General features: G+C 65.4%; 19 protein-coding genes. 3 read left to right on the top strand and 16 right to left on the bottom strand.

The features are described 5' to 3' along the window. Window positions 1–85: 85 nt before the first annotated feature. Together AB2M62_RS19475 and AB2M62_RS19470 are read right to left on the bottom strand one after the other, a co-directional pair. Window positions 86–850 carry a hypothetical protein gene (locus AB2M62_RS19475; RefSeq protein WP_404336503.1) on the bottom strand — a complete coding sequence of 255 codons (765 nt, stop codon included), beginning with the start codon at window positions 848–850 and terminating at the stop codon, window positions 86–88. Window positions 851–852: 2 nt separating this feature from the next. Continuing rightward, a complete protein-coding gene (locus AB2M62_RS19470; protein WP_404336501.1) occupies window positions 853–1,425 on the bottom strand; it encodes an NADPH-dependent FMN reductase in 573 nt (190 codons plus the stop codon). Window positions 1,426–1,521: 96 nt separating this feature from the next. On the opposite strand from AB2M62_RS19470, the gene typA reads away from it, so the two are divergent. From typA to AB2M62_RS19455, 3 genes are all read left to right on the top strand, one after another. Next, the gene (gene typA, locus AB2M62_RS19465) at window positions 1,522–3,348 is read left to right on the top strand and encodes a translational GTPase TypA (protein ID WP_404336499.1); all 1,827 of its coding nucleotides are present in this window, start codon (window positions 1,522–1,524) and stop codon (window positions 3,346–3,348) included. A 168-nt stretch (window positions 3,349–3,516) separates the two neighbouring features. Beyond that, the gene (locus AB2M62_RS19460) at window positions 3,517–4,383 is read left to right on the top strand and encodes a hypothetical protein (RefSeq protein WP_404336497.1); all 867 of its coding nucleotides are present in this window, start codon (window positions 3,517–3,519) and stop codon (window positions 4,381–4,383) included. Next, window positions 4,380–5,360, top strand: a complete 981-nt coding sequence (locus AB2M62_RS19455; RefSeq protein ID WP_404336496.1) for a GGDEF domain-containing protein — start codon at window positions 4,380–4,382, stop codon at window positions 5,358–5,360. The genes AB2M62_RS19460 and AB2M62_RS19455 overlap by 4 nt, the downstream gene beginning before the upstream one ends. An 87-nt stretch (window positions 5,361–5,447) precedes the next feature. Here the strand turns inward: AB2M62_RS19455 and odhB are convergent, their stop codons facing one another. The 14 genes from odhB to ispG form a co-directional block, all read right to left on the bottom strand. Continuing rightward, a complete protein-coding gene (gene odhB, locus AB2M62_RS19450; protein WP_404336494.1) occupies window positions 5,448–6,659 on the bottom strand; it encodes a 2-oxoglutarate dehydrogenase complex dihydrolipoyllysine-residue succinyltransferase in 1,212 nt (403 codons plus the stop codon). Window positions 6,660–6,684: 25 nt separating this feature from the next. Continuing rightward, on the bottom strand, window positions 6,685–9,615 hold the full coding sequence (locus AB2M62_RS19445; RefSeq protein WP_404336492.1) for a 2-oxoglutarate dehydrogenase E1 component: 2,931 nt from the start codon (window positions 9,613–9,615) through the stop codon (window positions 6,685–6,687). Window positions 9,616–9,676: 61 nt separating this feature from the next. Further along, window positions 9,677–10,561: a succinate--CoA ligase subunit alpha gene (gene sucD, locus AB2M62_RS19440; RefSeq protein WP_404336490.1), complete on the bottom strand. Its 885-nt coding sequence runs from the start codon at window positions 10,559–10,561 to the stop codon at window positions 9,677–9,679. Further along, complete coding sequence (locus AB2M62_RS19435; RefSeq protein ID WP_404336489.1) at window positions 10,558–11,118, bottom strand: hypothetical protein; 561 nt, start codon at window positions 11,116–11,118, stop codon at window positions 10,558–10,560. Before AB2M62_RS19435 ends, sucD begins: the two co-directional genes overlap by 4 nt. A gap of 4 nt (window positions 11,119–11,122) precedes the next feature. Further along, on the bottom strand, window positions 11,123–12,085 hold the full coding sequence (mdh, locus tag AB2M62_RS19430; protein ID WP_404336487.1) for a malate dehydrogenase: 963 nt from the start codon (window positions 12,083–12,085) through the stop codon (window positions 11,123–11,125). A gap of 165 nt (window positions 12,086–12,250) precedes the next feature. Then, window positions 12,251–14,101, bottom strand: coding sequence for a glycoside hydrolase family 2 protein (locus AB2M62_RS19425; protein WP_404336485.1), 1,851 nt, complete (start codon window positions 14,099–14,101; stop codon window positions 12,251–12,253). 74 nt (window positions 14,102–14,175) lie between these two features. Then, a complete protein-coding gene (gene zapE, locus AB2M62_RS19420) occupies window positions 14,176–15,300 on the bottom strand; it encodes a cell division protein ZapE (protein WP_404336483.1) in 1,125 nt (374 codons plus the stop codon). Between the two features lie 4 nt (window positions 15,301–15,304). After that, complete coding sequence (locus tag AB2M62_RS19415; RefSeq protein ID WP_404336482.1) at window positions 15,305–16,087, bottom strand: succinate dehydrogenase iron-sulfur subunit; 783 nt, start codon at window positions 16,085–16,087, stop codon at window positions 15,305–15,307. A gap of 97 nt (window positions 16,088–16,184) precedes the next feature. Beyond that, window positions 16,185–16,502 (bottom strand): DMT family transporter, encoded by a 318-nt coding sequence (locus tag AB2M62_RS19410; RefSeq protein WP_404336480.1) that lies wholly within the window; start codon window positions 16,500–16,502, stop codon window positions 16,185–16,187. Continuing rightward, a complete protein-coding gene (locus AB2M62_RS19405; protein ID WP_404336479.1) occupies window positions 16,502–16,984 on the bottom strand; it encodes a GNAT family N-acetyltransferase in 483 nt (160 codons plus the stop codon). The genes AB2M62_RS19410 and AB2M62_RS19405 overlap by 1 nt, the downstream gene beginning before the upstream one ends. Next, window positions 16,981–17,808, bottom strand: coding sequence for a DMT family transporter (locus AB2M62_RS19400; RefSeq protein ID WP_404340050.1), 828 nt, complete (start codon window positions 17,806–17,808; stop codon window positions 16,981–16,983). Before AB2M62_RS19400 ends, AB2M62_RS19405 begins: the two co-directional genes overlap by 4 nt. 65 nt (window positions 17,809–17,873) lie before the next feature. Further along, window positions 17,874–18,206 carry a hypothetical protein gene (locus AB2M62_RS19395; protein WP_404336477.1) on the bottom strand — a complete coding sequence of 111 codons (333 nt, stop codon included), beginning with the start codon at window positions 18,204–18,206 and terminating at the stop codon, window positions 17,874–17,876. A 182-nt stretch (window positions 18,207–18,388) separates the two neighbouring features. Beyond that, entirely contained in the window at window positions 18,389–18,868 is a 480-nt protein-coding gene (locus tag AB2M62_RS19390; RefSeq protein WP_404336475.1) for a TIGR02281 family clan AA aspartic protease, read from the bottom strand. A 48-nt stretch (window positions 18,869–18,916) separates the two neighbouring features. After that, a complete protein-coding gene (gene ispG / locus AB2M62_RS19385) occupies window positions 18,917–20,041 on the bottom strand; it encodes a flavodoxin-dependent (E)-4-hydroxy-3-methylbut-2-enyl-diphosphate synthase (protein ID WP_404340048.1) in 1,125 nt (374 codons plus the stop codon). Window positions 20,042–20,274: the final 233 nt, after the last annotated feature.

Genomic DNA, 20,274 nt, shown 5'->3' with positions numbered 1-20,274 from the left:
GTCGCATCCACCAATACGGAGTTTCGAACAGCTATCCAAGTGTGTGAGTTATATAGTACACTGCAGGACCTTGCCAAGCGCGCGCTCAGGGGACCGTATAGTCCGAACAGTCCGGCAGCGCCGTGTCCGGGCGAAAGACCCCGGCGGCCGCATCGAAGCGAAAATGCCGCGAAAAGCTGCAGGCCGGATCGCGGGCATAAACGAGATCAGATTGTTTGAGCCGAGCCATCGTGGTGGAATCCGCGGATCGGGAAACGCCGCGCGGATAGGCCTCGGCCTCGGCGACATAAGCGAGGCCCGGCAAGCCGCCCGCCGCCTCGCCTGCCAGCGTCAGCGTGCCCGAGAAGCGATATTCGTCATGGCAGGCGCCGCGACGCTGCTTCATGTCCTTCTCGTCGAAACAGGCGCGGATCATCAGCGATGCGCGAAGCGGAACCTCCAGCACCGGCTTGCCGCCGGGCTGTCCATCGGCCGCGACCCGGAACAGCCCGAGCGCAGTCGCGCTGCCGCCGCCGCCCGAATAGGAGGTGCTCGTCCGCGTCTCGACACCGGCCAGGAAGCCGCCGTCCTTCAGCAGGATCAGCCGCGGCCAGACCGCATAGGTCTCGTCTTCGGACGAGTCCGACGGCGGCGCGTCCGCGGGCGTCGCCGCATCGCCGGCGCGCACCAGCGGGACCGGGGGGCCATCGCCCTCCGCCGGCACCAGTTCGACGCACCAGCGCCGATCGGCGGTGCACAGCGCCGCCTGGTCGGCGTTACGCGGGACGAGGGCCACCTCGCGGTCGCCCGCCGCATTCTGCGCGGCAAGCGCCGCCGGGGACAGCAGCGCCGCGAGAGCAAACGGAAGCAACACTAGCCGCGCTCGCGCCCCGCCTTGAGTGTCGTGCCCCACCAGCTGATCTCGTCAAAGCCGTGGCCGAGCCATTTCACATCGCGCTCGTCGCCGGTGAAGACGCCGTCCTTCACCTTGCCCCAAACCCCCATGATGTGGACCGAGCCTTCGAGCGGCGCCATGCGCAGCTCGCGCGTCGTGCAGGTAAGCTGCTCGATCGAACGGGCTCCACCATTGCCGCCATAGCCCACGAAGGTCACCGGCTTGCGGTTCCATTCGGCGTAGACGAAGTCGAGCGCGTTCTTGAGCACCGCCGGCGCACCGTGATTATATTCGGGTGCGATCAGGATATAGCCGTCGGCGCTGGCGATCTTCTGCGCCCAGCGAATCTGCAGCGGATCGGTATAGCCGCCCGCCGCCGGCGCCTTGGCAAAGGCATAGAAGGGCAGGTTCCAGTCCTTGAGGTCGATAATCTCGCAATCGAGCGCCTCACGCGAAGCCGCCTGCTCGGCGACCCAGTGGGCGACGGGCTCTGCCATGCGCCCTTCGCGCACGCTGCCCATAATGATCAAAATCTTGAGTGGTTCGGTCATGTGTTTATCCGTAACGGCAGGAACACTTCCCGCAACGCACAAATTGCGCTATGGGCGCCCGCGACACCGCCTTTTGCGGCCAATCAGGATATACGCATGAACCTCCGCAACGTGGCGATCATCGCCCACGTCGATCACGGCAAGACCACGCTCGTCGACCAGCTCTTCCGCCAGTCCGGCACCTTCCGCGACAACCAGCGCGTCGAAGAGCGCGCGATGGACTCGAACGACCTCGAGAAGGAGCGCGGCATCACAATTCTTGCCAAGCCGACCTCGGTCGATTGGGAAGGCACGCGCATCAACATCGTCGATACGCCCGGCCACGCCGATTTCGGCGGCGAGGTGGAACGCATCCTCTCGATGGTCGACGGCGTGATCCTGCTGGTCGATTCGTCCGAAGGCGCGATGCCGCAGACCAAATTCGTCACTGGCAAGGCATTGAAGCTCGGCCTGCGTCCGATCGTGGTCGTCAACAAGATCGACCGTCCCGACGAGCGCATCCAGGAAGTGCTCGACGAAGTGTTCGACCTGTTCGTGTCGCTCGACGCGACCGACGAGCAGCTCGATTTCCCGGTGCTCTATGCGTCGGGCCGCAACGGCTATGCCAATGAGGATTCGTCGCTGCGCGAAGGCACGCTCAAGCCGCTGTTCCAGAAGATCGTCGATCACGTGCCGCCGCCCAAGGTCGAGGTCGAGGGCACGCCCTTCACCTTCCTGGTGACGCTGCTCGATCGCGACAACTTCCTTGGCCGCATCCTCACCGGCCGCGTCAATTCGGGCGTGGTCAAGGTCAACCAGCCGATCCACGCGATCGACATGGACGGCAAGGTCATCGAGACCGGCCGTGCTTCCAAGATCATGTCGTTCCGCGGGCTCGATCGCGTGCCGGTCGACGAAGCCAAGGCAGGCGACATCATTTCGCTCGCCGGCCTCACCGTCGCCACCGTGTCGAACACGATTGCGGACGTCTCGGTCACCGAGGCGATCCAGGCGCAGCCGATCGATCCGCCGACGCTGTCGATGCGCTTCGCCGTCAACGATTCGCCGATGGCGGGCCGTGAAGGCACCAAGGTCACCAGCCGCATGATCCGCGACCGTCTCGAACGCGAAGCCGAGTCGAACGTGGCGATCAAGGTCACCGAGAGCGAGGACAAGGACTCGTTCGAAGTCGCCGGCCGCGGCGAGCTTCAGCTCGGCGTGCTGATCGAGACGATGCGCCGCGAGGGCTTCGAGCTCGGCATCAGCCGTCCGCGCGTGCTGTTCCGCGAGGACGAGGACGGCAAGAAGACCGAGCCGTACGAAACCGTCGTGATCGACGTGGACGATGAATATTCGGGCACGGTTGTCGACAAGATGAACCAGCGCAAGGGCGAGATGACCGACATGCGTCCGTCGGGTGGCGGCAAGACCCGCATCACCTTCTCGGCGCCGTCGCGTGGCCTGATCGGCTATCATGGCGAGTTCCTGTCGGACACCCGCGGCACCGGCATCATGAACCGCCTCTTCGAGAAGTACGGCCCCCACAAGGGCCAGATCGAGGGCCGCAAGAATGGCGTGCTGATCTCGAACGGCAATGGCGAGGCGCAGTCCTATGCGCTCGGCCCGCTCGAGGATCGCGGCATCCTGTTCGTCGGCCATGGCGAGGCGCTCTACGAGGGCATGATCGTCGGCGAGAACGCCAAGACGGATGACCTCGAGGTCAATCCGATGAAGGCCAAGCAGCTCACCAACTTCCGCGCATCGGGCGGCAAGGACGACGCCGTCCGCCTCACCCCGCCGAAGAAGATGACGCTCGAGCAGGCGATCGCCTATATCGACGACGACGAGATGGTCGAAGTCACGCCCAGCAAGATCCGCCTTCGCAAGCGTCACCTCGATCCGCACGAGCGCAAGAAGGCGTCGCGGGCCAAGCAGGCCGCGTAAAAGCCCTGATTTAACGACAGGCGCCGGGGGAAACTCCGGCGCCTTTTGCGTTGGCGCGGCATCGCGCCCGGCCGGCCGCTCCGTAGAATTGCGGAGCCATTAACCACATCGCAACGCGCACCGAGTCACAAAAGGGCTTCCTCGCCGCAAACGAGAGCTGGCCCGCTTATGCTGCACACCCCGGTCATCCCGATCGATCCGATCCCGTCGGCCATTCCGTCCTACGACTTCCTGCCGCAGGTCTTCATCCGCGAATTGTCGGAAACCGAAGTGCATGTCGGCGAGACGCCGTTCTTCTACAACGACAAGGGCACACCCACCTATCGGGCCAGCCTGCCCGACGGCATCACCCCGCTCACTCCGGCACATACCGGCCCCGAAGTGGCGGTGGGTGCCGAGCACCGCGTCACCGGCACGATCGGCTTCAAGCCCACGCCGCCCTATGGCAACGAGACCCAGCTCGGCTTCGAGGCCGAGAGCGTCCGCTATGAGCCGATGTGGGCGACGCGCGACGTGGCCGCGGCGTTCGGCATCACGCTGGTCGAGCCCGGCCAGGGGATCGAAGTCGACAGCCCCGGCGGACTGCTCCACCAGAACCACTATGAATATGGCGTGTTCGCCGGGCATTGGTCGCCCTATCAGAACACCAATCCCGAAGCCGGAAACATGCTGCTCAGCGTGGTATGCACCGATCTCGAGCATCACGATTTCCCGCACGTCTTCGCATCGACCGATCCGCAATTCCCGCTGGTGATCTCGGTCGGGCGCTATTGGCACCAGGAAGGCCGGATTCGGCTGGCCGACCTGTGGGTACCGCAGGGTTCGGCGCTCTATATCCCGCCCAAGCCGCTGCTGCTCGGCAGCCAGTGCATCGACTTGCACAACAATCGCAATTCGGCGCGCGCCGCCTGGGGCGACATCCGCGCGCATTCGATCGTCACCCACACGCTGCTGCAGACCAAGGACAGCTTCACCTATTGGTATTGGAACGCAGCCGACACCGAACACACCCCTCTCGAGTTCCGCCGCCCATGAACCTGCCCCTGAACAACGAAGCCTTTTCGGTCCGCCAGCCGCTCGGCGAGCTCGGCGACGATCCGGCGCTCTACAAGACGCTGCTCGAATCCACGCTGGCGATCCCCTGGAAGATCGACTGGGCGAGCATGCGCTTCGCCTATATCGGACCGCAGATCGAGCCGCTGCTCGGCTGGGCGCAGGATAGCTGGGTGTCGGTCGAGGACTGGACCTCGCGCATCCATCCCGACGATCGCGACTATGTCGTCAATTTCTGCGTGTCGCAGTCGCTCGCCGGCATCGACCATGAAGCCGATTATCGCGCGCTGACCAAGGACAAGGGCTATGTCTGGATCCGCGACGTCGTCCATGTCGTGCGCAACGAAGCCGGCGAGGTCGAAAGCCTGATCGGCTTCATGTTCGACATCAGCGAGCGCAAGCGGATCGAGCACGAGCTGCTCAAGATGCAGAAGAAGCTGGAGGCATTGTCGTTCGAGGACGGGCTGACCGGCAGCGCCAATCGGCGCTTGTTCGACCAGCGCCTGGCCGCGGAGTGGAAGAGCGCGCGCGCCGCGCAGGAGCCGCTGTCGATGGTCCTGCTCGATATCGACCATTTCAAGCAGTATAACGACTTTTACGGCCATGTTCAGGGCGACGAATGCCTGATGAAGGTCGCCGCGGCGCTCGGCCTGGCCGGGTCGCGGCTGCGCGATCTCGTGGCGCGTTATGGCGGCGAGGAATTCGCGCTGCTGCTCCCCGACACCGACGAGGCCGAGGCGCTGGCGATCGCCGAGAAATGCCGAGAAGCAGTCGAAGCCCTGCAGATCCCGCACGCGCGATCGGGCTGCGGCGCGGTAGTGACGGTGAGCGTCGGCGTGGGCACCGTCATCCCGCCGGATGACGGCCAGGTCCGCCATTTCTGCGAGGCCGTCGACAAGCGGCTCTACGCCGCCAAGCAGGCCGGACGGAACCGCGTAGTGTCTACCTTCTCTGCCTGAGCCCCTGCCGAGCCTGTCTTGGAGGAGGGATACAAAAAAGCCCCGGCATCGCTGCCGGGGCCTTTTTTCTTATCCGCGTCGGAGCGATCAGAGGTCGATCAGCAGCCGAGTCGGATCCTCGATCGCATTCTTGAGCGCGACGAGGAAGGTCACGGCTTCGCGGCCGTCGATCAGGCGATGATCGTAGCTGAGCGCGAGATACATCATCGGACGGACGACCACCTGACCGTCGCGGACCACCGGGCGGTCCTCGATGCGGTGCAGGCCGAGCACGGCCGACTGGGGCGGGTTGATGATCGGCGTCGACATCAGCGATCCGAACACGCCGCCGTTCGAGATGGTGAAGGTGCCGCCCTTCATGTCTTCCATCTTGAGCGTGCCGTCCTTGGCGCGCTTGCCGAAATCGCCGATCGTCTTCTCGATGCCGGCGACCGACAGGTCCTGCGCATCGCGGATCACCGGGACGACGAGGCCCTGGGGCGCGGAGACCGCGACCGAGATGTCGGCATAATCGTGATAGACGATCTCATCGCCTTCGATCGTTGCGTTGACCGAGGGGATATCGCGCAGCGCCTGGACGGCGGCCTTCACGAAGAAGCCCATGAAGCCGAGGCGAACGCCGTGCTTCTTCTCGAACAGATCCTTGTACTTGGTCCGCGCGGCGATGACTTCGGTCATGTCGACGTCGTTGAACGTCGTCAGCAGCGCCGCAGTGTTCTGCGCTTCCTTGAGGCGCTTGGCGACGGTCTGGCGCAGGCGCGTCATGCGGACGCGCTCTTCCTTACGGCCGCCGGCCGACGACGCAGCGGGGGCGGCTGCCGGCGCGGCGGCTGCGGCCGGGGCAGGCTTGTTCTGCGCGGCAGTCAGCACGTCGTCCTTGGTCAGGCGACCGTCCTTGCCGGTGCCCTGGACGCTCGACGGATCGACGCCGGTCTCGAGCACCGCGCGGCGCACCGATGGCGACAGCGCGGCGGCTTCGCCCGAAGCTGCGGGCGCAGCGGCCGGTGCGGGCGCTGCAGCCGGCGCGGCGGCGGCGGGAGCCGCGGCCGGCGCTGCAGCAGCACCGCCCTCGCCGATCGTCGCGATCACCGCGCCGACCTCGACCGTGTCACCGACCTTGACGAGCTGCTCGCCCATCACGCCCGCGACAGGCGAAGGCACTTCGACCGAGACCTTGTCGGTCTCGAGGCTGGCGATCGGCTCGTCGATCTGGACGGTGTCGCCGGGCTTTTTGAGCCATTCGCCGACGGTTGCTTCGGTAATCGATTCGCCCAGCACTGGGACTTTGACGTCTGCCATCTTGTTTTCCTCGTTCCCGGCGGGGTTAAGCCTTGCGCGTCCGGCGAATTTCCTCGCGGACGCTGTGACCGAGCGCATCGGCGACCAGCGCCCCCTGCTCGGCGGTGTGACGCTTCATCAGCCCGGTGGCAGGCGATGCCGCCGCGGCGCGACCCGCATATCGCGGGCGCTTCGGCTGGACGCCGGCATCGACCATGCACTGCTCGATGAACGGCTCGACGAAGAACCAATAGCCGTTGTTCTTCGGCTCTTCCTGCGCCCACACCACTTCCTCGAGGTTGGTCATGCGCTTGAGGCGCTCGACCAAAGGCTGGCTCGGGAAGGGATAGAGCTGCTCGACGCGGACCACGGCGGTGTTCTTGTCGCCCGCGGCGTCGCGCGCCTCGATCAGGTCGTACGCCACCTTGCCGGTGCACAATACGAGCCGCTTCACATCGCCATCGGCCGGGGCCGAGGGATCCGAGAGGATGCGCTTGAAGTGGCTGTCGCCGAGGAACTCCTCCGCCTTCGACACCGCCATCTTGTGGCGCAGCAGCGACTTGGGCGTCATCTGCACCAGCGGCTTGCGGAAATTGCGGTGCATCTGGCGGCGCAGCAGGTGGAAATAGTTCGCCGGGGTGGTGATGTTGACCACCTGCATATTGTCCTGCGCGCAGAGCTGGAGGAAGCGCTCGGGGCGTGCCGAGCTGTGCTCGGGGCCCTGGCCTTCATAGCCGTGCGGCAGCAGCATCACCAGGCCATTGGCGCGCAGCCACTTGGCCTCGCCTGCCGCGATGAACTGGTCGATCATGATCTGCGCGCCATTGGCGAAGTCGCCGAACTGCGCTTCCCACAGCACCAGGCTCTTCGGATCGGCGCCGGCATAGCCATATTCGAAGCCGAGCACGCCATATTCGCTCAAGGGGCTGTCGAGCACTTCGAACGTCCCGTGCGGGATCGTCGAGAGCGGAATATATTTGGCTTCGGTCTTCTGATCGACCCACACCGCGTGGCGCTGCGAGAAGGTGCCGCGGCCCGAATCCTGGCCCGACAGGCGCACGCCATAGCCTTCGGAGAGCAGCGAGCCGAACGCCAGCGCCTCGCCGGTCGCCCAGTCGAAATTCTCGCCCGAGCTGAACATCGTGCGCTTGGCATCGAGCACGCGGCCCAGCGTCTTGTGGATCTCGACGCCCTGCGGAACCGTGGTCAGCGTACGGCCGAGGCTGTCGAACAGCTTCTTCTCGATCCCGGTATCGACGCTGCGACGGGCGCTCTCGGCATCGACAGGCGCGCCCAGGCCCGACCAGCGCCCGGCGAACCAGTCCGCCTTGTTGGGCAGATACGACTTGCCGGCCTCGAATTCGCCTTCGAGAAGCGTGGTGAACTGGTTCACCTTGTCGTCGACAAACGCCTGGTCGATCACGCCCTCGGCCTTGAGCCGCGACGCATAAACGTCGCTCACCGGCGGGTGCTGCTTGATCTTGGCGTACATCAGCGGCTGGGTGAAGGAGGGCTCGTCGCCTTCATTATGGCCGAAGCGGCGATAGCACCACATGTCGATCACGACGTCGCGACGGAACTTCTGGCGGAACTCGGTCGCAACCTTGGTGGCGAAGGTCACTGCCTCGGGATCGTCGCCGTTGACGTGGAGGATCGGCGCCTGGACGCCCTTGGCGACGTCCGACGGATAGGGCGAGGAGCGCGCGAATTGCGGGCTCGTCGTGAAGCCGATCTGGTTGTTGATGATGAAGTGGATGCAGCCGCCGGTGTTGTAGCCGCGGATGCCCGAAAAGCCGAGGCACTCCCAGACGATGCCCTGGCCCGCGAAGGCGGCGTCGCCATGGATCAGAACCGGCAGCACCTGGGCGTGCTCTTCCAAGTCGCCGCGGATCGTCTGCAGCGCGCGCACCTTGCCGAGCACGACCGGATCGGCCGCCTCGAGGTGCGACGGGTTGGCGACCAGCGACATATGGACGCTGATTCCGTCGAAATCGCGATCGGTGCTGGTGCCGAGATGGTATTTCACGTCGCCCGAGCCGGCAACGTCGTCGGGGTTGGACGAGCCGCCGCCGAATTCGTGGAAGATCACGCGGAACGGCTTGGACATCACGTTGGCAAGCATGTTCAGCCGGCCGCGATGCGCCATGCCATAGACGATCTCGCGTACGCCGGTGGCGCCGCCATATTTGATGATCGCTTCCATCGCCGGGATCATCGCTTCGCCACCGTCGAGGCCGAAGCGCTTGGTGCCGACATATTTCTTGCCGCAGAAGCGCTCCCACTGCTCGGCTTCGATCACCTTGGAAAGGATCGCCTTCTTGCCGTCGGGCGTGAACGAGATTTCCTTGTCCTTGCCTTCCATCCTGTCCTGCAGGAAGCGGCGTTCCTCGACATCGGCGATGTGCATATATTCGAGGCCGACATTGCCGCAGTAATTGGCCTGCAGGATGTTCACGATCTCGCGCACGGTCGCTTTTTCGAGACCCAGCGTGCCGCCAAGATAGATCGGACGATCGAGGTCGCCGGCGGTGAAGCCGTGATATTCAGGCGTCATGTCGGCAGGCACGTCCTGCCGCGCGAGGCCGAGCGGATCGAGATTGGCGGCAAGGTGCCCGCGCACCCGATAGGTGCGGATGAGCAGCATCGCGCGGATCGAATCGCCAGCGGCCTTGGCGATGTCCGCCTCGGATGCGGCGGGGCCGGCCGGCTTGGGAGCGGCGCCGCCCTTGGCGGGCTTGGGCGCCGGCTCCATCTGGGTCGGGTCGAGACCCGCGGTGAGCGCGTCGGTTTCGCTCAGCGGCCAGCGCGGATTGGCCCAGGTCGGGCCCGAAGCACTGTTCTCGAGGCCATCGAAGAACTGCTGCCACTGCGGCTCGATGCCGGTGGGGTCCGCCTTGTAGCGGCGGTACAGCGTTTCGATGAAGGCGGGGCTCACCCCGCCGGCGATCTGCTCGAAATCCAGGCCTTCGTAGCCCATAATCAATTCCCGTCCGTGTTAGCGCTCCCACATCCCGATGTAGGAGCGCCGACGTTACAATTTACCCCTTGAGCACTTCGACGAGCGTCGAGCCGAGCTCGGACGGGCTCGCCGCGACCTTGATCCCGGCTGCTTCCATCGCCGCGATCTTGCTCTCGGCATCGCCCTTGCCGCCCGAGACGATCGCACCGGCATGGCCCATGCGGCGGCCCGGAGGCGCCGTGCGGCCCGCGATGAAGCCGGCCATCGGCTTCTTGCGGCCACGCTTGGCCTCGTCGATCAGGAACTGCGCGGCCTGCTCCTCGGCGTCGCCGCCGATTTCGCCGATCATGATGATCGACTGAGTCGCCTCGTCGGCGAGGAAGAGCTCGAGCACGTCGATGAAGTTGGTGCCGTTGACCGGATCGCCGCCGATGCCGACTGCGGTGGTCTGGCCCAGGCCCGCATTGGTGGTCTGGAACACGGCCTCATAGGTGAGCGTGCCCGAACGCGAGACGACGCCGACCGAACCCTTGGAGAAGATGCTGCCCGGCATGATGCCGATCTTGCACTCGCCCGGGGTCAGCACGCCGGGGCAGTTCGGGCCGATCAGCCGCGACTTCGAGCCCGACAACGCGCGCTTGACCTTGACCATGTCGAGCACCGGAATGCCTTCGGTGATCGTCACAATCAGCGGCACTTCGGCGTCGATCGCCTCGAGGATCGAATCCGCCGCAAAGGGAGGCGGAACGTAGATCACGCTGGCGGTCGCGCCGGTCTTGGTGACTGCCTCTTCCACGGTGTTGAACACGGGCAGGCCGATATGCTCGGAGCCGCCCTTGCCCGGCGTGACGCCGCCGACCATCTGCGTGCCATAGGCAAGCGCCTGCTCGGTATGGAAAGTGCCGGTGGCCCCGGTCATGCCCTGGACGATGACCTTGGTATTCTTGTCGACGAGAATGCTCATGGAGTTTTCTGCTCCTTGGAGGGAGTGGTCGGCACGATCGAGATGACCGTCCATTGATCGAATTGCGCGGCCGCGACGAGGTGGCTGTCGCTGGTGCCGGCGTAATAGGTGGCGCCCGGCGCGAGCGGCGCCTTGGTGCCGGTAAAATTCTGGACGAGCGTTACCGCATCGTCGAGATGCGCGCCCTGCCAGGCGACGCTGCACACGTCGGCCGAGGCGCCGGGCAGCCCAGCGGCGGGAAGCAGCAAGAAAAGATCGCGTCCGGTGAACTTGGTCAGTACCCGATTGGGCACTTCAAGGTCGCCGAGCGGCACCGGCGCCGCGGCCGGCTTGGCGCCCGCCTTGGTCAGCGACAGCGCGAAGGCGCGGCGGGCACCGACCGGCATCGCGCCATAAGCGATATCGTCGAAGGTGCTGCGTGGCAGCCGGGCCTGGCCGCTGGCGCAGGCGGCGCCGAACAGCGTCGCCGGATCGGTCATCGACCCTGCGTCCTGGGCATGCGCCGCGCTGCCGCAGAGCAGCGCGATCGGCAGGACCAGGAGACGCAGGGTTTTCACGGGATCAGCCGAGGCTCGAATCGATGCCCTTGCAGGCTACGAGCAGTTCCTTGACCGCGTCTACCGAGACCGTGAGGTTGGCCTTGGCCTCGTCCGAAAGCTTCACCTCGACGACCTTCTCGACGCCGCCGGCGCCGATCACCACCGGTACGCCGACATAGAGATCGTCGATGCCGTACTGGCCGGTCAGGTGCGCGGCTGCAGGCAGGATGCGCTTCTGGTCGTAGAGATAGGCCTCGGCCATCGCGATGCCGCTGGTCGCGGGCGCATAATAAGCCGAGCCGGTCTTGAGCAGCGCGACGATCTCGCCGCCGCCGCCGCGGGTGCGCTTGATGATCTCGTCGACCTTCTCCTGGGTCGAGAAGCCCATTTCGATCAGATCGCTGACCGGGATGCCCGAGACGGTCGAATATTCGAGCACGGGCACCATGGTGTCGCCATGGCCGCCGAGCACGAAGGTGTTCACGTCCTTGACCGAGACGCCGAATTCCTCGGCGAGGAAGTGGCTGAAGCGCGCCGAGTCGAGCACGCCGGCCATGCCGACGACCTTCTGGTGCGGGAGCCCCGAGAATTCGCGCAGCGCCCAGACCATCGCATCGAGCGGATTGGTGATGCAGATCACGAAGGCGTCGGGGGCGTTGGCAGCGATGCCCTCGCCCACGGCCTTCATCACCTTGAGGTTGATGCCGAGCAGATCGTCGCGGCTCATGCCCGGCTTGCGGGCGACGCCGGCAGTGACGATGATCACGTCGGCGCCGGCGATGTCGGCATAATCGTTGGTGCCGGTGATCTTGGCATCGAAGCCTTCGACCGGGCCGCACTGGCTGAGGTCGAGCGCCTTGCCCTGGGGCACGCCTTCGACGACGTCGAACAGGACGATGTCGCCCAGGCCCTTGAGTGCTGCGAGGTGCGCGAGCGTACCGCCGATGTTACCGGCGCCGATCAGCGCGATCTTCTTGCGAGCCATGGAATCTCCTAGCTTTGGCCAAGCAGACGCAGACGCAGTTGGGCCTGCGAAAACGGGGGCGGCTTAAGCCTATAATAGAGCGCCCGCAACCCGGGATTCCGCCAAGCCCCGGATTATCTTTGCAACTCATTCGCAGGAGCAATAAGACGGCACGCGGCCTCGCGATCAGCGCTGCTGTGCTGATCGGCGGCGATATTCCTCAGCCAGAACGGAGAACGCCTGCTTGCGCGCTCCGGTTTCAGAGATCAGCCCCTTGCGATTCCAGCCCTGCTGGAAGATCGGATGCTGGCGCCGCGGCGAGCGGAAATCCTTGAGCAGCCACGGGCTCAATCCGGCGAGGAACGGCACTTTGGCGGCCATCGCGAGAGTCTGGCGATAATATTCGGCCTGATATTCCTCGCTGAACTTGTGCGGATCGGCGACGCCGTCGTGATAGCCGGCCAGCGCATCGGCGCCGAATTCGGAGAAGATCAGCGGCTTGCCCGCGGGCGCGCGCCATTCGAAGCTCGGCACGTCGGCCAGCGGATCGCTCGAATACCAGCCGTTATAGGTGTTGATCGCCATGACATCGAGATCGGCGACCAGCGGATCGTCGATCGTCATCACCTTGTCCTTGCGGCTGCTGAGCAGCGCCGCGGTGACCAGCCGGCTGTCGTCGAGCGCGCGGACGTCGCCGATCAGCGTGCGTAGAAAGGCATTGCGCGCGTCGTTCACCGGGGTCTCGTTGGCGACGCTCCAAAGGCCGATTGAGGCGCGATTGCGATCGCGCACGATGTTCTCGCGCAGCATCGCGCGGGCACTGGCGAGCGTCGCCGGATTGCTCCAATTGACCCGCCAATAGACCGGGATCTCGCTCCACACGATCAGCCCCATCTCGTCGGCCATCCGGGTGGTGACTTCATTGTGCGGATAATGGGCGAGCCGGACGAAATTGCCGTGGAGCCCGTCCTTGATCTCGGTCAGCAGCGCGCGCGCCGCCGCCGGCGTCATCGCACGCACCGGATCCTTGCCGAGCTCTTCCTCGTGCATCGAGATGCCGCGCAGGAAAATGGGCTTGCCGTTGAGCAGCAACTGGCTGCCGCGCGCCTCGATAGTACGGAAGCCGATCCGGTCGGTGAGCCGATCCGCGCCAGCCGCCACTTCGACATCGTAGAGTCTGGGGCTGTCGGGCGACCAGCGCTGGAGCCTGGCCGGCGCCGCATAGCGGGTTTCGAGACGCCCCTGCCCGTCGGTGGTGCCGGTGATCGTGAAGCCGAGCGCCGGGATCGCCACGCGCACCGCGCTGTTCGCCGCGCTCGGCCCGTCGAGGCGAACGGTGACGGCGATCTGTCCGTCCCGAGTCAGCCGCACCCAGGCATCGTCGACATAGGTTTCGGGAACGGCGAGCAGCGTCACCGAGCGGGTGATCCCGCCATAGGTCTCCCAGTCGGTGACCGGCGGCGGCACGTCGTCGACGGTCCGCGCCGAATCGACGCCTACGGTAATCTGGTTGCGCCCGGCCCGGAGCAGCTTGGTCACATCGAACGCAAAAGGCGTGAAACCGCCCGAATGCCGCCCGACCTGCTTGCCGTTCAGATAGACGTCGGCGCTGTAATCGGCGGCGCCGAAACGCAGGAAAATCCGCGTACCGGGCTTGGGCAGTTGGGCCGCGAAGCTGCGCTGATACCAGACCAGCCCCTGATAATAGCGCATCTCTGCAGCATGGCCGATCCACGAGCCGGGAAGGCTGGTCACCGGCGAGCGCTGCATGTCGAATTCGTAGAGCGCGCGCGGATCCTTCGCCATCACCTCGGCCTGGATCACGTCGCCAGAACGCCGCATCCGCAGATCGGGGGCATCGCCGTGAAAGCCGGCAAGCCCGTCGCGATACGGGTCGACCGACCAGTTCCACGCGCCGTCCAAACTCTCATGCGGCCGCAGGTCAGCGGCCACCAGCGACGGCTGCGCCGCGGCGGCGCATGCCGCAACCAGCGCCGATAGACCCAATGCCAGGCGGAAAACTCCAAGCACACGCATCCCCTCTCGTTTTCCGGGATGCTAGCGAGCGCGCGTCGCGAAGGCCAGACAAACAGGTCTGACCAATGCACTTTTCAGGCTGGCGCTCCGTTGGCGCCGTGGCCCTCGGCGAGATAGCTGTCCGACGCCATTTCGTGCAGGCGGGACGCCGTGCGCTCGAACTCGAACGCGCCGTCGCCGGCCGTATAAAGGTCGTCAGGCTCGGCATCGGCCGCAGCTAGCAATTTTACGCGGTTTTCGTAGAGCGCATCGACCAGCGTGACGAAGCGCGCCGCCTCGTTGCGGTTCTCCGGTCCCAGCCGCGGGATGCCGACCAGGATCACGGTGTGAAAGCGGCGCGCGATCGCGAGATAGTCCGCCGCCCCGCGCGCTTCGCCGCACAGCCGCTTGAACGAGAAGACTGCCACGCCCTTGAGGCATTTGGGCACGTGCAGCGATCGTCCACCGGCCACCGCTACTTCGCACATCGGCACATGCGCGGCGTCCTCGACCGGATAGTCGGTCAGCCGGAAGAACGCTGCGGACAGCGCCGCGGTCGCCTCGGCGCCATTGGGCACCAGCCAGGTGCGCATGCTGCCCAGCCGATCGAGCCGATAATCGACCGGGCCGTTGAGCGCGAGCACGTCCATCTTCGCTTCGATCAGCGCGATGAAAGGCAGGAAGAGATCGCGGTTGAGCCCATTTTTGTAGAGCTCCGAAGGCGCGCGGTTCGACGTCGCGACGACGGTCAGCCCGTGCGTCATCATCTCGGTGAACAGCCGCGACAGGATCATCGCGTCGGCGGGATTGTTGACCACCATCTCGTCGAACGCGAGCAGCCGGACGTCGTCTGCCAGCGCCGCCGCGACGGTGATCACCGGATCGGCGGTGTTCCGCTGGCGCTCGGCATTGAGCCGTGCATGCACTTCGAGCATGAATTCGTGAAAATGGACGCGGCGTTTCCTGCGAATGTCGACGCTGTCGAACAGCAGGTCCATCAGCATCGATTTGCCGCGCCCCACCCCGCCCCACATATAGACGCCGCGCGGCGCCTCGGGCATCCGGCCGAGCGCGCGCCACAGGATGCTGCCCTTTTTGGGGGTCGCCTCGAGCTGCTGCGCGAGCGCATCGAGGCGCTCGGCGGCGGCAGCCTGTTCGGGATCGGGGCGCAACTCGCCCGCTTCGACGAGCGCCCGGTAGCGGGCGAAGACCTTGCTCAACGGATCAAAGCGTCCGCTCGGCTTCCATCTTCTTGATCTCGGCGATCGCCTTGGCCGGGTTAAGACCCTTGGGGCAGACGTTCGCGCAGTTCATGATCGTGTGGCAGCGATACAGGCGGAACGGGTCCTCGAGCTGGTCGAGCCGCTCGCCGGTCATCTCGTCGCGCGAATCGGCGAGCCAGCGATAGGCCTGGAGCAGGATCGCGGGGCCGAGGAAGCGATCCGAATTCCACCAATAGCTCGGGCACGAGGTCGAGCAGCAGGCGCACAGGATGCACTCGTACAGCCCGTCCAGCTTCTCGCGATCGGCCGGCGACTGGAGCCGTTCCTTGCCCGAAGGCGTGGTCGAAACCGTCTGCAGCCAAGGCTTGATAGAGCTGTACTGCGCATAGAAATGGGTGAAATCAGGCACGAGGTCCTTGATCACGTCCATGTGCGGCAGCGGGGTGATGCGGATGTCGCCCTTGATGTCCTCGATCGCGGTGGTGCAGGCGAGGCCGTTCCTGCCGTCCATGTTCATCGAGCACGATCCGCAAATGCCTTCGCGGCACGAGCGGCGGAAGGTCAGCGACGAATCCTGCTCGGACTTGATCTTGATCAGCGCGTCGAGGACCATCGGACCGCATTCGTCGAGATCGACGTCGAACTGGTCGTAGCGCGGATTCTCGCCGCTGTCGGGATCATAGCGATAGATCTTGAACGTTTTGACGCGCGTCGCTTCAGGCGCGGCCTTGTGCGCCTTGCCCTTGGTGATGCGGCTGTTCTTGGGGAGGCGAAATTCGGCCATTCCGGGCGGTCCTTCGGTGATCACGCGTGCTTGCCGCGCGGGCTATGCCTTTCGCAAACGCAGCGCAACCCCGTACGATACCAAGCTTAGCGCGCGGTTAGTGGCTGACGAGCTTCAATCCCGCGATGCAACCGACGAGACCGACGATAAGCAGCAGCCGCACCGCCGACACTGGCTCACCGAACCACGCCATCCCGACCAGCACCGTGCCCAGCGCTCCGATCCCGCCCCACACCGCATAGGCCGCGCCCATCGGGATGCTGCGCGAGGCGATTTCGAGCAAGCCCATCGACAATGTCACCGAGGCCAGGAAGCCTGCGGTCCAGGGGATGTTGCGGAACCCGTCGACGAAGCGCAGACAGGTAGTAAAACCGACTTCGAAGCATCCGCCGAGGATCAGCAGCGCCCAGGCCATCAGCCGCGCCCCGCCAGCTTTGCCAGCGCGTCACCCGAGACGCGCTGGACGGTCCATTCGTCCATCGCCTCTGCCCCCATCGCCCGGTAGAAATCGATCGCAGGCGTGTTCCAGTCGAGCACCGACCATTCGAAGCGGCCACAGTCGCGGTCCAGCGCAATGCCGGCAAGGTGGCGGAGCAGCGCCTTTCCCGCGCCCATGCCGCGCGCGCTTTCCCGCACGAACAGATCCTCAAGATAGAGGCTCGGCTTGCCGGTCCAGGTCGAGAAATTATGGAAGAACAGCGCAAAGCCGACAGGCGCGCCGTCGGCCTCGGCGATTACCGCCTCCGCGACCGGCCTGTCGCCGAACAGGGCCTTGGCCAGCATCGGCTCGGTGGCGGTCACTGCGTCGGGCTCGCGCTCATACGCGGCGAGTTCGCGGACGAGCTGGAGGATCAGCGCGACGTCATCGGGCGAGGCGGAGCGAATGGTGAGAGTCATGCAGCAGCTTCCGTTTGCGGTGCGGGGACGGCCTTGCCGCGGATCGCGACGAGACATCCGGCGATGATCAGCAGCGCCCCGCCGATCGTCCAGGGCGAGACGCGCTCGCCGAACGCGATCCAGCCGAGGATCGAGGCCCAGAGGAACGCGGTATATTCCACCGGGGCGAGGACCTGCGCCTCGGCATGGCGATAGGCGAAGGCGAGCAGGATCGCCGAGAAGGAGCCGAGCGCCGCGGCGCCGAGGATCCCCGGCCACAGATGCACTGCCGGCATCGACGAGAACCACGGCGATCCAACCAGCAGCATGCCGCCCAGCACGAGGCTGGTGAACAGCGCCACTTCCAGCGGATCGGCGACCTGCGCCTGGCGCCGCAACAGGATCAGGCTGCCGGCATAGAGGATTGAAGCGGCGAACACGGCAATCGAGCCGAGCACCACGTCGGTCGAGGCGTGCGCCTGCACCTGCCCAGCAGCGATCGCCAGCACGCCCAGGCTGGCGACGAACGATCCGGCGATTGCCGCGCGGCGGATGCGCTCGCCCAGAAAGGCAGCGGCGAGGAACAGCGCGATCAGCGGCGCGAGAAAGGTGAGTGCAACCCCCTGCGCCATCGTCACCCGGACCAGGCCCCAGAAAAACAGCAGCACCGACGATCCCGCCACCGCGCCGCGCGCGACATGAAGCGCCAGGGCCTCACGGCCAGGCCAGGGCCGTCGCCGCGCGATGAAGATCGGCCCCATCAGTACGACGCCGCCGATCGAGCGCCACAGCACCGCGCTATAGGCACCATGTGCGATCGACATGCTCTTCATCACCACGTCCATCACCGAATAGCTGGCGATGCCGATCGTGGCGACGGCAAACGCCGCGGAGGGAGTGACGCTGTGCTTCAAGCGTCGGCTTCGAGCCGAGCGCCGATCGCAGCGAGCCGAAGCAGCTCCGGAAGTGCGTTACGCAGCGCGACGACCAGCCTCGCATTCTCTTCCCAGCGCCCGTCTTTGGACACCACATAGGGAGGGGCCTGGATCAGCGTCGCCGCGATCAGCTCCGGACCTGGGCCGTGGAATGTCGACATCTTGGGCGCTTCGCCATCATCCGGCGCAGTCGAGATGCCGATCGCACCCATGCAATGATCGTCATCGAGGTGCCGGACGAACCAAGGCCCGGGCGTCGCCTGCGCGGCGAGCACGGCAAGGTCTTCGAGATTAGCTACGGTAACCATGACGCTCCCCCTTTAGCGCTCCGGATCACACGGGCCTAGGCCGGATCCGCCTTCCTGCCCGATCTGACTCCCCTCCCTGCAGGGGAGGGGTTGGGGGTGGGTGCGCGCGTCTGCGCGCTGCGGATGTGCTGGAGCCGATCCTCCACCTCCGTCGCACGAGAACGATAGTATCATGCGCTAGACTAGCGCACGCGCATCTCGTCGCCGCTCATCTGCACCGTTTTCATGTGGCGGAGGAAGGACTGGCCGAGCAGCGAGATGTCGAGATCGCGGACCACTGCGGCATGGACGTCGCGCACCACCTTGCCGTCGAGTGCAATCTCGTCGATCCGAACATTCTGGCCATACACGTCGCCCGAGGCGCCGCGCGCCACCACTTCGAAGCGATTCTCGTCAAAGGCGACCTTTGCCTTGCGGGCATCCTCCAAGGTCAGCGCGACCATGTCGGCCCCGGTATCGACGACGAAGCGGGTCGGCTCGCCATCGACCTTGGCGAAGGTGACGAAATGGCCGTTGCTGTTGGGGGCGATCACCGTCTCGCGCGGGGGATCGACGGATTCGGCCTCGGCGACCGCGACCATGGGTGCGGGCGAGCGCTTCACCGGCATGATCATGCCGATGAATACCCCCACGCCAATCACCAGGATCAAGACCCACCGCATGGGCGGAAAATACCGGGTGCATGCTTGCCAATCGCTTAAGACGCGACCTTATTCCGCGGCTTGCGCCGCCGCTTCGTTGGTCGCCTCGATCTCGGCGGCCTTGGCCTCTACCAGCTGGACGATGTGATCGAGCATGTCGGCGTCGTTCACCGTGTGGTCGGTCAGCCCTGACAGATAGACCATGTGCTTGCCGTTGCCGCCGCCGGTGAGGCCGATATCGGTCTCGCGCGCTTCGCCCGGGCCGTTGACGACGCAGCCGAGCACCGAGAGCGACAGCGGCGTGCGGATGTGCTGGAGCCGTTCTTCCAGTGCCTGCACCGTACGGATGACGTCGAAGCCCTGGCGGGCGCAACTCGGGCAGCTGACGACGCGGACGCCGCGGTTGCGAATGCCCAGCGATTTCAGGATTTCGAAGCCGACGCGGACCTCTTCCTCGGGCTCGGCCGACAGGCTGACACGGATCGTGTCGCCGATGCCGAACCACAGCAGCGAGCCGATGCCGATCGCGCTCTTCACCGTGCCGCCGACAAAGCCGCCGGCCTCGGTGATGCCCAGATGGAGCGGGCAATCGACCGCATCGGCGAGCTGCTGGTAAGCGGCGACGGCGAGGAACACGTCCGACGCCTTCACCGCGACCTTGAATTCGTGGAAATCGCGGTCCTGGAGCAGCTTGATATGGTCGAGCGCCGACTCGACCAGCGCTTCCGGGCATGGCTCGCCATATTTTTCGAGCAGGTCTTTTTCCAGGCTCCCGGCGTTGACGCCAATCCGGATCGCGCAGCCATTGGCCTTGGCGGCATTGACCACTTCGTTGACGCGGTCGGCGCTCCCGATATTGCCCGGATTGATCCGCAGGCAGGCGGCGCCGGCATCGGCAGCCTCGAGCGCGCGTTTATAGTGGAAATGGATGTCGGCGACGATCGGCACCCGGCTGGCGCGAACGATCTGCTTCAACGCCGCGGTCGATTCGACGTCGGGACACGATACGCGGATGATGTCGACGCCGGCATCCTCGCAGCGGCGGATCTGGTCGATCGTCGCCTTCGCGTCGGAGGTCGCGGTGTTGGTCATCGTCTGCACGGTGACGGGCGCATCGCCGCCCACGGGGACATTGCCCACCATGATCTGGCGGCTCGTACGCCGCGCGATATCGCGCCAGGGTCTTACGGACATGGCGCGCATATACGCGCTCGATCGGCAGGCGGCTAGGCCAAGTTCGCCCCTGGCCGCGCGATCGCACTGTCCTACACGAATAGGCCCATGCTATCCGCTAGGTTGCTCTTTGACAGGTCGTAGGGAAGTCAGCACCGCGCGGCGCAAGAAAAATGCGTGGGCGAGAAACGGAATTTCACGATTTGCATGCATAGTGTGACTTTAAACGCCCGAAATCCTACTCGACGGCGCCG

The organism is Sphingomonas sp. MMS12-HWE2-04 (assembly GCF_044881185.1).
Lineage (GTDB): Bacteria > Pseudomonadota > Alphaproteobacteria > Sphingomonadales > Sphingomonadaceae > Sphingomonas.
Note: the sequence above shows the minus strand (reverse complement) of the source record. Positions and strands in the feature narration are given on the sequence as shown.